The 13,944-nt window shown below is 33.9% G+C and carries 14 protein-coding genes; 3 read left to right on the forward strand and 11 right to left on the reverse strand.

Annotated elements, in window-relative coordinates; translation table 11 throughout:
- Positions 1–44: 44 nt before the first annotated feature.
- From AC1RPN_RS07290 to AC1RPN_RS07330, 9 genes are all read right to left on the reverse strand, one after another.
- Positions 45–887, reverse strand: a complete 843-nt coding sequence (locus AC1RPN_RS07290) for a helix-turn-helix domain-containing protein (protein ID WP_481761850.1) — start codon at positions 885–887, stop codon at positions 45–47.
- 88 nt (positions 888–975) lie between these two features.
- Positions 976–1,698 (reverse strand): elongation factor P 5-aminopentanone reductase, encoded by a 723-nt coding sequence (ymfI, locus tag AC1RPN_RS07295; RefSeq protein WP_481761851.1) that lies wholly within the window; start codon positions 1,696–1,698, stop codon positions 976–978.
- Positions 1,699–3,003, reverse strand: a complete 1,305-nt coding sequence (gene yfmH / locus AC1RPN_RS07300) for an EF-P 5-aminopentanol modification-associated protein YfmH (RefSeq protein WP_481761852.1) — start codon at positions 3,001–3,003, stop codon at positions 1,699–1,701.
- Positions 3,003–4,256 carry an EF-P 5-aminopentanol modification-associated protein YfmF gene (gene yfmF, locus AC1RPN_RS07305; RefSeq protein WP_481761853.1) on the reverse strand — a complete coding sequence of 418 codons (1,254 nt, stop codon included), beginning with the start codon at positions 4,254–4,256 and terminating at the stop codon, positions 3,003–3,005. Before yfmF ends, yfmH begins: the two co-directional genes overlap by 1 nt.
- A gap of 116 nt (positions 4,257–4,372) precedes the next feature.
- Positions 4,373–6,649 carry an FtsK/SpoIIIE family DNA translocase gene (locus AC1RPN_RS07310; RefSeq protein WP_481761854.1) on the reverse strand — a complete coding sequence of 759 codons (2,277 nt, stop codon included), beginning with the start codon at positions 6,647–6,649 and terminating at the stop codon, positions 4,373–4,375.
- Between the two features lie 111 nt (positions 6,650–6,760).
- Entirely contained in the window at positions 6,761–7,066 is a 306-nt protein-coding gene (locus AC1RPN_RS07315; RefSeq protein WP_481761855.1) for a DUF1033 family protein, read from the reverse strand.
- A gap of 120 nt (positions 7,067–7,186) precedes the next feature.
- Entirely contained in the window at positions 7,187–7,699 is a 513-nt protein-coding gene (gene trmL, locus AC1RPN_RS07320) for a tRNA (uridine(34)/cytosine(34)/5-carboxymethylaminomethyluridine(34)-2'-O)-methyltransferase TrmL (RefSeq protein ID WP_409021458.1), read from the reverse strand.
- 178 nt (positions 7,700–7,877) lie between these two features.
- Complete coding sequence (locus tag AC1RPN_RS07325; RefSeq protein ID WP_481761856.1) at positions 7,878–8,750, reverse strand: methyltransferase domain-containing protein; 873 nt, start codon at positions 8,748–8,750, stop codon at positions 7,878–7,880.
- Between the two features lie 46 nt (positions 8,751–8,796).
- Positions 8,797–9,300 (reverse strand): YbaK/EbsC family protein, encoded by a 504-nt coding sequence (locus AC1RPN_RS07330; protein WP_481761863.1) that lies wholly within the window; start codon positions 9,298–9,300, stop codon positions 8,797–8,799.
- Between the two features lie 185 nt (positions 9,301–9,485).
- Here AC1RPN_RS07330 and guaC point away from each other — a divergent pair, with 185 nt between their 5' ends.
- Positions 9,486–10,463, forward strand: coding sequence for a GMP reductase (gene guaC, locus AC1RPN_RS07335; RefSeq protein WP_481761857.1), 978 nt, complete (start codon positions 9,486–9,488; stop codon positions 10,461–10,463).
- A gap of 29 nt (positions 10,464–10,492) precedes the next feature.
- Here the strand turns inward: guaC and AC1RPN_RS07340 are convergent, their stop codons facing one another.
- Both AC1RPN_RS07340 and AC1RPN_RS07345 read right to left on the reverse strand, forming a co-directional pair.
- Positions 10,493–11,671: an AI-2E family transporter gene (locus tag AC1RPN_RS07340; RefSeq protein ID WP_481761858.1), complete on the reverse strand. Its 1,179-nt coding sequence runs from the start codon at positions 11,669–11,671 to the stop codon at positions 10,493–10,495.
- A 14-nt stretch (positions 11,672–11,685) separates the two neighbouring features.
- Positions 11,686–12,039 carry a PTS glucitol/sorbitol transporter subunit IIA gene (locus AC1RPN_RS07345; RefSeq protein WP_409021462.1) on the reverse strand — a complete coding sequence of 118 codons (354 nt, stop codon included), beginning with the start codon at positions 12,037–12,039 and terminating at the stop codon, positions 11,686–11,688.
- Positions 12,040–12,164: 125 nt separating this feature from the next.
- On the opposite strand from AC1RPN_RS07345, the gene AC1RPN_RS07350 reads away from it, so the two are divergent.
- Together AC1RPN_RS07350 and AC1RPN_RS07355 are read left to right on the forward strand one after the other, a co-directional pair.
- Complete coding sequence (locus AC1RPN_RS07350; RefSeq protein WP_481761859.1) at positions 12,165–13,190, forward strand: lactonase family protein; 1,026 nt, start codon at positions 12,165–12,167, stop codon at positions 13,188–13,190.
- Positions 13,191–13,202: 12 nt separating this feature from the next.
- Entirely contained in the window at positions 13,203–13,841 is a 639-nt protein-coding gene (locus AC1RPN_RS07355) for a copper homeostasis protein CutC (RefSeq protein WP_481761860.1), read from the forward strand.
- Positions 13,842–13,944 lie beyond the last annotated feature (103 nt).

Consider the following 13,944-nt stretch of genomic DNA (forward strand, 5'->3'; position numbering starts at 1 on the left):
CAAAAATTGCCAACAACATAGTATCCGTTGTTGACAATTCTGGCTTATTTAATATTTACAGTAACTGTTCTAACTTGTAGAGTTGCATTTGTTTTCATAAAATTAAATTTTTTACCGTTAATCGTGATACTCATAGCTGGTGCATTACCAAAGCTAAAGACAAATGACTTTGTACCGGCTGGGATTGTAACAGTATCCGTTGCATCTGAGACAAGTGTTGCTTGCCATAGTTGTGTGCCATCAGCCGTAATTGAGCTCCAAGCAGCACTACCAGAAGCTACTAATTTAACTTTAGAAGTTGTTGGTGCATTTTCCATTGTGTAAACAGTGTTTGTTCCCGCATCTGAAACATATGTTAATTTTTGCGTTTTCTTATCAGATGAAGAACTAGCCTTTACTGATTCAGAACTAGAAGTTTTAGTTTTTGAGTCAGTTGAAACAGATACTTTAGAACTTGAACTTTCAATTTGAGTATCTGTATCTTTACTATTCAATGTCACACCATAAATTGTACCCAAAATCCCTAAGACAATCACAACAATAATAATTGTTGGCAAGTACGACATAAACTTATCAAAATTACCGTCTTTTGGTAGTTTAGCAGACTTTTCAGAACGTGATACTTGTTCCTTTGCAACGACTGTTTCTTGTGTATCTGGAAGTGTTTCATTGAATTCTTTTAATAATTTATCCCCATCCAAATCAACCGTCTCTGCATATTGTTTAACAAATGCTCGAACGTAAAAATCTCCTGGTAAATCAGAAAATTTTTCATCTTCAATTGCAATCAAATAACGTTTTTGAATTTTCGTCATTTGTTGTAAATCATCTAACGTATATCCTTTATTTATTCTCGCTTCTTGTAATGTTTTTCCAATTTCACTCATGTCTAATTCTCCACTTAGTTTAATAGTTAATCTTCTAACAATCAGTATAACATAATCGTCATGTCCAATTTGTTAAAATTTTATTATTTTATTTCAACCATCCGCCTGAAACATAAATCGTTTGACCGGTGAGGTACCCTGCCTCTTTGGCTAATAATTGTTTTACCCAAAATCCAATTTCTTCGGGATGTGCGAAACGTCCCATTGGAATTTCACTTGAGATATCTTTCTTTGCATCTTTCGAAAATTGTTGATTCATTTTTGTATCAACTGCGCCTGGTGCCACCACGTTAACCGTAATACCTAACGAGGCAACTTCTTTACTATAAGCATTGGCAAAGGACGATAACGCACCTTTTACAGTACTGTACAGTACTTCCATTGGGCTACCAACGCCTCCATAAATTGACCCAATAAATATAATTCGGCCAAAATGATTTTGGGCTAACTTTGGTTCCAATTTCTGAATTAATGCCAATGGTGTTTGAACTTGCATCTTCATCATTTTATCTAAATCAGACATTGGGGCTTCATTGAATAAATGGTAAGAAGTTGTTCCTTCAGCAAATATTACAGCATCTACGGCAAATAGTTGGGATATCACTGGATCAACATTAGTCGCTGTCATATCAAATTGTAACGGCAAAAAATCTTGTTTTGGATATTTTCCCCTCAACTCTTGTGTTAATCCCATAATTGCTTCATCATTTTGATAATAATGCATTGTTAGCGACCAACCAATATCTGCCAATTGTCTTGCAATCATTTGACCAATATCACCAGACGCTCCAAAGATAACTGCCCAACTCATTTAATCATCCTCTTTAGCCATAATTTGGTAGACACTAATTGCTTCAGAACGAATAAAATCTTTAGCTCCTTGGCGAACTTGATCTAATGTCATATTTTCAATAATTGGTGCCCTATCAAAAACAGTGGCATCATCAAACAAATCACCATCATACTGATTTGCAATGCTCTCAAGTGAGTTCATCGATTGAATGGATTGACCTAACATTTCACGTTTAGCCAATTCAAACTGGGCCTCAGCCCCTGAAAGGTACTCTGACGCATTCTCTAAAATATGAATAATGGCATCCGATAACTTTTGAGGGTCATCAGTATCACCACTAATACTTGCAAAATGGAAGCCACGTTCAATTTCAAATTCATAGCCAAAGGAATCATCTAACGTCCCTTCATCATATAATTTCATATATTGAGGGGCCGTGTCACCAAACAAAAGATAAAGAAGCATATGGATTGTCTCTTTGTATTTCAAGCCGTTACGGCCTTCTGGAACATTATCTAATCCTTTTATACCAACAATTGTTTTAGCACGTTGAATGGCCATCTCAGTTGCACGATATGGCATGATGTCTGAACCGTCTACTTGAGTTTCTGGAATTAATCGTTTAATTGTTTCTGCTGCTTCTGGAAACTTTTTATGATTTTGATTATTTTTAATTAAATCTAAAGTTTCTTCTGGATCAACATTTCCTACAATAAATAAATTCATATTACTTGGATGATAAAATGTTTCATAGCACTTATATAAATCATCTGCCGTAATTTTATCGATTGATTCAATTGTTCCAGCGATATCACTGCTAACCGGGTGATTTGGGTAAAGGTTACCTAAAATACCAAAGTATAAACGCCAATTAGGATCGTCGTCATACATTTGAATTTCCTGTCCAATAATTCCCTTTTCTTTTTCAACTGTTTCAGGTGTAAAATACGGATCTTGCACAAAATCTAGTAATGTTTCAATGTTTTCAGGAACATGATTAGAGCTTGAAAATAAGTAGCTCGTTCGTGTAAAGCTTGTGAAAGCATTTGCACTAGCACCATATTCTCCAAATAAATCAAACGCATCATGATCTGCTTTTTCAAACATTTTATGTTCTAAAAAATGGGCGATACCATCCGGTACATGAACAACATCTTCTTCACCAATTGGTACAAATACACTATCAACTGAGCCATAATTTGTTGTGAATATACCATAAGTTTTATGAAAACCTTTACGAGGTAATATATTTACTTTCAAGCCATTTTCCAAAGTTTCTGTATATAATATTTCGTCAAACTGCGGGTATTCTAATGTTTTCATTAATTAATTTCCCCATTCAAAAAGAAGATTGCTTGTAATTTAACATTACGAGCGATAGCTTGAACGGCAGCTTTATCCACGCTATTAATGCCGTCTATCCACTCTGTTGCACTAACTTCTGTGCTTGTTAATTGATCAATCATCGATTGATTAATTAACGCCATTTGTGAGTCAAGACTACTTTGATATTGGTTAATCATTGTCATTTTTGTTTTATTTAATAGTTCATCACTAATGTCACCTGCGATAATATCATCTAATTGTTGTTGAACAATTTCGATAACTTTATCTTTATTTTGTGGTTCAATGCCTGTTTGTACAGTTAAAATACCTCTAAATGTATCTAACGAGCTACTTGCATAATAAGCCAAACTAGCTTTCTCACGAACATTTACAAATAACTTAGCTAGTGGTGAACCGCCAAAAACGCCATTGAAAATAAGACCCGCATAGTACCCATTTTCTCTGTAATAAACTGGTAACTGATATGCCAGATTTAATTTACCCTGAGTCACTGCTTGCGTTTCTGTTTTAGTCACAACTTCTTTAATAGCTTGATCATAGAATATAGGTATCATTTTAAAATCTCGAGGTTTAAAAGGCAACGTTTTAACAATAGTTTCAGTTTCTGATTCATCTAATTCACCAAGGACGAAAATGTCTACTCGATTAGTTGTAAGCATTTGTTTGTAGTAATCAAATAAGCTAGTTGCAGTTATCTTTTCAATATCTTCTACAGTCCCATAGCTAGGAATAGCTTGATCGTTTTGAAAGTAAAGTTTCTGTAATTCTAATCCTGCGTACGATTGTTTATCATCACTAATACTTCTGATAGACATCATCAAATTTTCCTTTTGGCGTTTAAATGTTTCTTCGTCAAAATGGCCATCAGTCACATTCGGATTGAAAATAATTTCTTTGATAAAAGCAAATATTTTTTTTAAACTTTCTGTTTTATGTTCTAAGAATTTATCGTTTACACCGTTTAAAATTAAACTTATTAAGTGAAAGTTTCCTTTTTTACTAACAGTGATACCAAAACTTGCACCATAAAGTTCTGATAATTTTTCGGCTAATTTTTGTTGAGATGGATATTCTGCACTACTAATTTCTAATAAGTTAGCTAATAGCATACGTTCTGCAGATTCTTTTCCGGTTAAAGGTGCTATAAAATTAATAACGATTCTATTCGTTTTAAATTGACTATTTTCAATAACAGTTAAGTTGACACCTGTTTCTAATTGTTTACGCACGAAAATGTGCCTCCTTTTAAATCGGATGTTCTTTTACCATGATAATTGAAAGACTAGTGAAACACAAATTTAATTGTTTCGTAATCTGTTTAGGCTAAACAAAAAAACTGAAAGCCCTAATTAGGACCATCAGTTTCTTCATTTATCAACACTTTGCGCGGCTTACTTCCCTCTGGCGGTCCAACGATTCCTTTTGCTTCCATTTCATCAACAATTCTAGCAGCTCGATTGTAGCCAATCCTAAAACGTCTCTGTAACATGGATACACTGCAAGATTGTTCATGAGTCACTAATTTAACAGCGTCCCCAAATAATTCGTCTTCTGAATCAGACGCTGATCCTGAGTTAGCTGTTTCTTCATCAGTCACAATCATCGTTTCATCGTATTGTGGTTCTTGCTGATTTTTAATAAACGAAATAACACTTTCAACATCTTTATCTGAAATGTAAGCATCTTGTACACGAATGGGTTTATTTAGCCCCATTGGTAGGAATAACATATCCCCACGACCTAAAAGCTTTTCAGCACCATTACTATCAATAATTGTTCTCGAGTCAATCCCACTGGAAACAGCGAAAGCCATACGTGATGGTACGTTAGCTTTAATCAATCCTGTGATAACATCAACAGATGGACGTTGCGTTGCCAAAATCATATGGATTCCAGCTGCTCGAGCCATTTGTGCTAAACGAATAATCGCATCTTCAACCTCATTCGAGGCTACCATCATTAAATCTGCCAATTCATCAACAATGACAACAATATAAGGTAACGTTGCTCTTTTTTGTCCGTCATCTGCGTTTTCTTGCATAATCATTTGATTATATCCAGAAATATTACGTTGACTAGCATCTGCAAACAATTCGTAGCGTCGCTCCATTTCAGAAACAACCTTATGTAAAGCTCGTGATGCTTTTTTAGGATTTGTAACAACCGGCGTTAATAGATGTGGAATACCATTATAGACACCTAACTCTACTTTTTTAGGATCAATCAACATAAACTTAACCTGATTTGGTTTCGTATTCATCAATAAACTTGTGATAATGCCATTAATTGCAACTGACTTACCACTACCAGTTGAGCCAGCAATCAATAAATGCGGCATCGTTGTTAAATCTGCTGTTACCAATTGGCCTGAAACATCGCGACCTAAAGGAACTTCGAGAACTTTATCTGGTGTTGGATTCTTTTGTTGAGATTCAATCACATCCCTGAATGAAACCATTGATACTTTAGAATTTGGTACTTCAATCCCAATAAGTGATTTTCCAGGAATTGGTGCTTCAATTCGAATATCTTTGGCAGCAAGTGCTAAGGCTAAGTCATCCGCAAGGTTAACAATTTTACTAACTTTAACACCAATTGCCGGATGTAATTCATATTCAGTAACAGATGGTCCTAAACTCACACTTTTAATTTCAACATCAACACCAAAGCTTTCAAATGTTTGCTTCAATATTTTTGTGTTTTTTTCAATTGTTTTATATTCGCCACTTTGGTCTTCTTTTGGAATTTTTGTAAGTAATGTAACTGGTGGTAATTGGTAATCTTCATTATCATCAGCCACTGTACTTGATATTATCTTAGGATCATCTTCTGAATCTAATTCTGAATCTGGTTCTTGTTGCGTAATGATAGGTGGTTCATCAACGGTCACTTCTCGTTCAGTTTTTATTTCCTTTTCTTCAGTTCTATGGTCAATTACAGGTTTTAATTCTTCTTCATCTTGTTCTGCTTTATTTTCTTTTCTTTCTTCTTTAAAACTATCTATTGCTACTTTCATTCGGCGAAAACCTTCTCTTGTCCAAGCAATAATTACGTTTAGATAGCGTTGAACAGTATACATAACTTCTGAAAAAGAGAGATCAAAAAAAATAAATAATCCGGCTAAGATGAAAAGTACACTAACAATATAGGTGCCTGCTTGTGAAATTAAGAAGTACGATAATTGGTATAAGCTTGCCCCTATCATTCCACCGCCAACTGTTGAACTAACTGCAGATTGTCGAAAATCGGAAACAAGTGTCTGCCATGTATATTGAATAAATTGGCTATGCACCGATGAGTGCCCAACAAACCAGGCTTCAAGAAAGACTAAAACACCAACATATAAAATAACGGATCCCCAATTAATTCTTTTCTTAACTTTGGGCTCTTTTCCCATAATCATTAAGTAACTTCCATATACACCGAGAATTAATAATGCGAATTGATATGTATTACCAACAAACAAACGGAAAACGTTAGCAAATAAAGCACCCAAATATCCCAGTGCTAGCACACCAAATATTCCAAACAATAAAAATATAACACCAATTATATTTTTAGAAAATTTGTATTGAACTGTTTTTTTTGTTGTTCTTTTTTTTCTTTTCTTTTTTTGAGCCAAAACAGTTCCTCCTTCTGTTAAAATAGATACTCAATTATACCATATCTTAATTACCTTCCGTGTCATTGTCTAGTCATTTCCACAAAAAGAGAGTTAATAACAATTATGTTATTAACTCTCTTTTTTGGCTGTAATTTCTTTGCCATCTTTAACTAACAGTAACCCTTGATATAACTGTAAATCATCACCACAATCTGAACAATAATCCATTTGTTCCTCATTCCAAAATGCTGTCAAAAATTGACGTTTACTTTTTTGATGGCTAAATTCAGTGGTAAATGCGCTAGATTGTTCCTCAAAAAAAGCCATCGCTTCATCCATTGAATCAAAATCAACTGTTTTTTGAATATGACTTTTCCAATCATCAAAAAACCACCATGGTTCATCAAATCCAAACATTGTTATTACTTGAAACAAGTTAGCTCACACCCTTCCATTTTATAAAATGACTGTTCATCATAAATACCGGTTTATTTCTTAACCCGAAGCAAGTATAACCCATTTATGAATTTCTAGTCTATAAAATGCTCAAGCTACTTATTTTAGCTTATCATTTTCATACGTGTGTGTTTTATCTAGATTTAAAAAGTCTTGTTGTCTAAGTGTTTCATAAATTACAATAGCAGCTGAATTAGATAAGTTTAAGGCACGAATGTGCGTATCATCTTGTGGAATTCGGATTGCTTTCTCTTCATTTTGGCGCATAAAGTTTTCAGGAAGACCTGTTGTCTCTTTACCAAACAAGAAGTAATAGTCCTTATTCACATCAGAATAATCTACTTGTGAATAAGTTTGCGGTGCAAATTTTGAAACCAAAAAAAGTTGTTTCTGATCTGGAATAGATGCTAAAAAATCTTGTAAATTTTTATGATACGTAATTTTTACTTTATCCCAATAGTCTAGTCCAGCACGTTTTAAATATTTATCGTCTGTTGAAAATCCTAAGGGCTCAATTAAATGTAGTTCAGTATCCGTTCCAGCACAAGTTCTAGCAATATTACCTGTATTAGCAGGCATAAGTGGTTCAAATAATGCAATATGATTCGTCAAAAATTAACATCCTTTCAAAAAATCGTTATTATTTTAGGCAACAAAAAAACGCATCATTTCGGTGTGGGCACGGCGAAAAGATACGTTAATGAAGATCAATTTCCAGAAGCTGACAACATCGTCGACAGTCTCTAAACAACCGAATTCGTATACTCATAATACCACAGCAATTTATTCGTTACAACACTGATTCTAACTTATTTTTACGATATTTTAATAGTGTAACGTCAACCGTAATTTTGGTTAAAGGTTGTTTTTTAGCTTTAGCCTGATTATCTGTTGTAGCTCCCCAATGTAAAGGAGTCATTTCGAGTAAGGCAGGAAACAAGCCTTCTGGAATATCGAATTGATAACTAATTGTAATTTGTTCAGAGTCAGGATAATTTTCTTTAAACAGATTTAAAACCTTTTCATTACTATAACTCCTATTATGACTCTCTTCGTTATATAGAAGTTCGCGTAATTCAACTAAGTAATTTGAATTTGGAATGATTTTTAATAACTGCCCGCCATCCTTTAATACTCGATCAAATTCTGTATAAGCAGAAGGCGAAAAAATATCAATAATTGTTGAAAATGACTTATTATTAAATGGTAGTTTAGCCAAATCAGCAATACAATAAAAAGCATCTGTCTCTTGTTGTGTCGCATAATTGATTGCATCTTTTGAAATATCAAATCCAACGTAAGTGTCTTTAGCATTTTGGCGTGTTACTTCTATATCATGAAGTGGTGTTCCCTCTCCACAACCTACATCCATAATTGTTTCTTCTTCATCAGAAAGCTGCTCAAGAATTTTATCCGTAATCGGTTTAAACAAGCCTGCTTGTAATAACTGTCTCCTTGCTAACCACATATCCAATTCATAATCACTTTTAACCCCATGATTCAAGAAAAAAAGAGTTCCTTTTTTTGATAAATCTATTTGATGATTTTCAGGGCAAAACATCGTCTGGCCTTCAACTTTACTGTAGGGGTTTAAGCAGACAGGACATCTAAATAAATCGATTTTATTTTTTAAAAATACGGCACTTTTCTCAATTTTTTTCAATTTACACTTATTCCTTTTTATCGTTTATTTTACATTCAATAGCTATTTATTTTTCAATGTTAATGTAATGACCTTTAACCAATTCAACAAGTTCTTCACGTTTTACGCCAACAGAACGACCAACTTTACCAGCTGAAACCCAAATTTTATCGAACTCTTGAATTCGTTCATCAAAATAAATGGGAAATCCTTTTCGAACATTAATTCCAATTGGTGTATTTGCGCCATGAACGTAACCAGTAATATTGATTAAATTTTTATTATCTGCTAAATGCAATTGTTTTTCATTTAATTCACGTGCTACTAATTTTAAATCAATTTCAAAAGTAATAGGAAGGCAAACAACTACGTAATCTCTATCACCGTTACTTCCCTGTAAAACAATTGTTTTTAAAATACTTCTTTCATCCGTTCCTAGTTCTTTAGCTTCTTTGCTTGAATCCATTTGTCGACCACCTAAAAAATCAAAAGTATAGCTCTCAAATTCAATATGATTTTGATCTAAAATGCGTTCGTCATTTGTTTTTTTTACTTTTTCTTTTTTTGCGATAATAATCACTCCCAAAATAATTATAGCACGACGTCTATCTCTTCACGTATTCTTATTTAATTTTCGATTTATTTCAAAAATATGTTGACTAAATTCGCTAAATAGCGTAAATTATCAGTTGGTTACTGATAATAATTTAATAAATACTAAAAATAGTTCGTGTTTAAAAGAAATGGGGAAATATTATGCCAGTTTTTGATTATGAAGATATTCAGCTCGTCCCTAACAAATGTATTGTAAATAGCCGTTCCGAAGTCGATACATCTATTCAATTTGGCCCTCGCCGTTTTAAACTACCCGTTGTACCTGCGAATATGCAGACAATTATCGATGAACCGTTAGCAGAATGGCTTGCATCAAATGACTATTTCTATGTCATGCACCGTTTCGATGAAGAGAGTCGCTTACCTTTCGTCAAAAAAATGCATGCAAAAGGTTTGTTTGCTTCTATTAGTGTTGGCGTTAAACCACATGAATGGGCATTAATTGAAGAGCTTGCCGATGCTGATTTAATTCCAGAATATATAACAATTGATGTGGCGCATGGCCACGCACAAAGTGTCATTGATTTAATTCATCATATTAAAAAATGGTTACCAGAGTCATTTCTAATTGCTGGAAATGTTGGCACACCTGAAGGCGTTAGAGAACTAGAAAATGCTGGTGCAGATGCAACTAAGGTTGGTATTGGACCCGGAAAAGTTTGCATCACTAAAATTAAAACTGGATTCGGTACCGGCGGGTGGCAATTAGCCGCTCTTAGATTATGTTCTAAAGCAGCAAGTAAACCAATTATCACTGATGGTGGTATAAGAACTCATGGTGATATTGCTAAGTCAGTCAGATTTGGGGCCTCAATGTGTATGATTGGTTCACTCTTTGCTGGTCACAAACAAAGTCCTGGTGATTTAATTGAAAAAGATGGTAATCTATTTAAAAGTTATTTTGGCTCTGCCTCTGAATATCAAAAAGGTAGCCACACTAATGTTGAAGGTAAAAAAATGCTCGTTCCTTTTAAAGGTGACATTCATGAAACTTTACTTGAAATGCAACAAGATTTACAATCTTCAATTTCTTATGCTGGTGGTAATTCTCTCTCTGCACTTGAAAAAGTCGATTATGTAATTGTTAAAAATTCAATTTTTAACGGTGATACGCTTTAATCAAAAAAGTTAGACAAAATAAAATTTGTCTAACTTTTTTGATTATCTTTATTCGTTTTCTCTGATTCGTCATACAAACCAGAATCCTTTTTATACCATACAAAAATCCGCGTTACAATAACTTTTAGAATTGCATATCCTGGGATTCCAAAAATAACACCTATTAATCCAAAAACCCGTCCCGAACCTAATAAAACAATTAAAATTGTAACGGGATGGATTGCTAAACTACTTCCAAGAATCAATGGAGAAATCAATCTTGCTTCAATTGTTTGTTCAACAATAAAAACAACAATAACCTTTATCAACATAATTGGTGACACGAAAGCAGCAATTACTAGTGCAGGAATCATCGCTAGAAAAGAGCCTAAATAAGGAATTAAATTCAAAAAACCTGCCAAAATCCCTAACGTTAAAGCAAACTTAAGACCAACTACTGAAAAACCAATAACAAATAATATGGCCACAAAGAATGCTACCGTTAACTGACCTCGGATATATTGACTGACTTGTAAATTAATTTCATCTAATAATTCAATGATTGATTTGCGATATCTTACTGGGAAAAAATTTGATAAATACTCAGGTAAATCGTGCCCATCTTTTAATAAATAAAATAAGATAAAGGGTGCTGTTACTAATCCAATGATAAATGTCGTTACAGTACCAACAACGCTACCTAAAGAATCAACTGTTGATCCAATAACTGAGCTCGCTTTTTTGGATACTGTTCCTACGATATCTGTATTTATTTTTTCAATTGAAGTTTTAATAGTATCAAATAAAGATGACGACATAAAATCATTCGTTTGATGTGTGATATTTGACCAATACGTCGGCCAATTTTTAATAATACTAATTGTTTGTGTTTGTACAGCAGGAATCAAAACGACAATCCCCCATACTAAAAACCCAGAAATTACTATAAATACAACTGTAATAACCAAACTTCGATTCAATTTAAAGCGCGTTTCACAAAAATCTATCAATGGGGATATTAAATAATACAGCACGCCAGCTAAAACAATTGGGAAGCCAATAATGCTTAATAACTCTCCAATTGGTGCGAAAAACCAGCCCACTTGTGCTAACATAAAAATAATTAGCAAACTTAACAAAACAATTGATAAAATGCTAACTGTTTTATTATTAACAACCCATTTCCAAAACCATGATCGTTGTGAAGTCGATTTTTCATTTGGGAGCATTTTAATCTACTCCTTTACTTATACGTGATTGTATTACCGACTTTAAAAGTTGGCAATACATGCGGTGTTAAATAAATACCATTTGGTTGTGGATGTTCTGGAACTTCCATAAAGAACAAGGTAGCATGCCCAACCGACTCAAAATTACTTGAAACTAACTCTCCAGCGAAATCAATTTTATAAGTTTGTTCATTAATAATCATTTCATCACCTGTTTTTGGCGAAATAATTTTTTTATCATCTTCAAATGATTGAATGACAGAAACTTGTCTTAAATCATCCGTTGCACTCTGATTGAAAAGGATAACAATAGGTTCCTTTTTTGAGATGGCATCTTTTCCAATTTCTTCAATTCTTGCTGTAATCATACTTTATCGTCTCCCTTATCCTTTATAGTTACCTATAATTATAGCATAGTCCCCAGTATAAATAATAACGTTTACAAAAATATATGATATAATATTGACAATATCATGAGGAGGTATTTGTAACTATGAAAGAGACTATTTTGTTTGGTACATATACAAAAAAGACAAGTACTGGTATCCAACGAGCTCAACTTGATACAATTGAAAAAAAAGTTTCTAACGCTACACCCTATATAAAGGTTGAAAATCCAACTTATCTCACGAAATCGGACAAAGGTGTCTTATATACCGTTTCAAAGAGGTCAGATTTAGGTGGTATATCAGCCTTTACCCTTGCATCAGAAAATCCCCAATTTTTAAATGACGTTTCAGCTGAAGGCGCTCCGCCTGCTTACGTTGCTGTTGATAATAACCGTCAATTAGTCTACAGCTCAAACTACCATAAGGGTCTTATTTCCATTTCAAAAATTCAAACTGATGGCTCATTAGCTCTTATTAATGAAGTTACAAATGAAGGTCATGGTCCAAAACCAGAACAAACAAGCTCTCATATTCATTTCACTGATTTAACACCAGACAATAGGTTAGTTGTTTGTGACCTTGGAACTGATCAAGTGTTAACTTTTGATGTGTCAGATAATGGTGCTATTAAACAAATTGCTGAGTATCGTTCAGAGCCTGGGTTCGGTTCTCGTCATATTGTTTTCCATAAAAATGGAAAATTAGCATACTTAGCTGGAGAGCTCTCAAGTGAAGTTTCGTTACTTAGCTACAATCAAACGGATGGTTCATTTAAAGAGATTCAAACACTTTCATCAATTCCATCTGATTGGAATGCTCATAACGGAATTGCTGCTATTCGCATTTCTAAAGATAGCCGCTTTTTGTATGTCTCTAATCGCGGAAACAACTCAATTGCTTGTTATTCACTTGCTGTTGATGGCACAATGACACTTATTCAACTTATTTCAACTGAAGGTGACTTTCCTCGTGATTTCAGTTTAAATAAAACAGAACAATTTTTGGTTGTTGCTAACCAAAACACTGATAATGCTACCTTATTCGAACGTGATTCAACCTCTGGTAAATTAACTTTACTTCAAAAAGATATTGCCGTTCCAGAATCCGTTTGCGTTTATTTTGAAAATTAGGAGAAATTAAATTTGTTAATTAAAGAAGTTGCAGTTGAAAATTTTACTGATATCCCAAAACAATTTGCCGCTGGTGCTAATCGTTTTGAACTTTGCGATAATCTTGCTGTCGGTGGTACAACTGTCAGTAAAGGTGTTATGTCTGAAACAATGCGTTATGCACAGGACAATGAAGTCCCTGTAATGGCAATGATTCGTCCCCGTGGCGGAAATTTCGTTTATAACGATACCGAATTAAAAATTATGGAGGCTGATTTATTTCAGGCTCAACAACTTGGTGTAGATGGCGTCGTATTTGGCGCTTTAGATACGAATAATAACTTAGACATAGAGGCGATGGAGTTTTTAATTGCAGCAAGTGGTGGCATGCAAATCACTTTCCATATGGCTTTTGATGAAATTCCTAATAATGCACAACTTGATGCGCTATCTTGGTTAGCAGAGCATGATATCGATCGTGTTTTAACGCATGGCGGATCACTTGATAAGCCTATCGAGGAAACGTTACCCCACCTCAAAGAAATTATTGACTGGTCAAACGGTCTCATTAAAATTGTTCCAGGTGGCGGTATTACACTTGATAATGTTGATACTATTGCTGCTAAATTAAACGTTAAAGAGCTTCATGGTACAAAAATAATTTTAAAATAATCATCTAAAAAGGTTCCAACAACTTCATGTACTAGGCCCTGTCAAGTTGACGGATGAAATAATATAAAATTTAATATGTTTCTAAATGGCTTTATCCCAGTAT

The sequence above is a fragment of the Dellaglioa sp. CoH-57-MRSF-20 genome (assembly GCF_056781955.1).

Coding starts and splice junctions, on each gene's coding strand:
- AC1RPN_RS07290 (WP_481761850.1), bottom strand. CDS start 887: ATGAGTGAAATTGGAAAAACATTACAAGAAGCGAGAATAAATAAAGGA.
- ymfI (WP_481761851.1), bottom strand. CDS start 1,698: ATGAGTTGGGCAGTTATCTTTGGAGCGTCTGGTGATATTGGTCAAATG.
- yfmH (WP_481761852.1), bottom strand. CDS start 3,003: ATGAAAACATTAGAATACCCGCAGTTTGACGAAATATTATATACAGAA.
- guaC (WP_481761857.1), top strand. CDS start 9,486: ATGCCAGTTTTTGATTATGAAGATATTCAGCTCGTCCCTAACAAATGT.
- AC1RPN_RS07340 (WP_481761858.1), bottom strand. CDS start 11,671: ATGCTCCCAAATGAAAAATCGACTTCACAACGATCATGGTTTTGGAAA.
- AC1RPN_RS07345 (WP_409021462.1), bottom strand. CDS start 12,039: ATGATTACAGCAAGAATTGAAGAAATTGGAAAAGATGCCATCTCAAAA.
- AC1RPN_RS07350 (WP_481761859.1), top strand. CDS start 12,165: ATGAAAGAGACTATTTTGTTTGGTACATATACAAAAAAGACAAGTACT.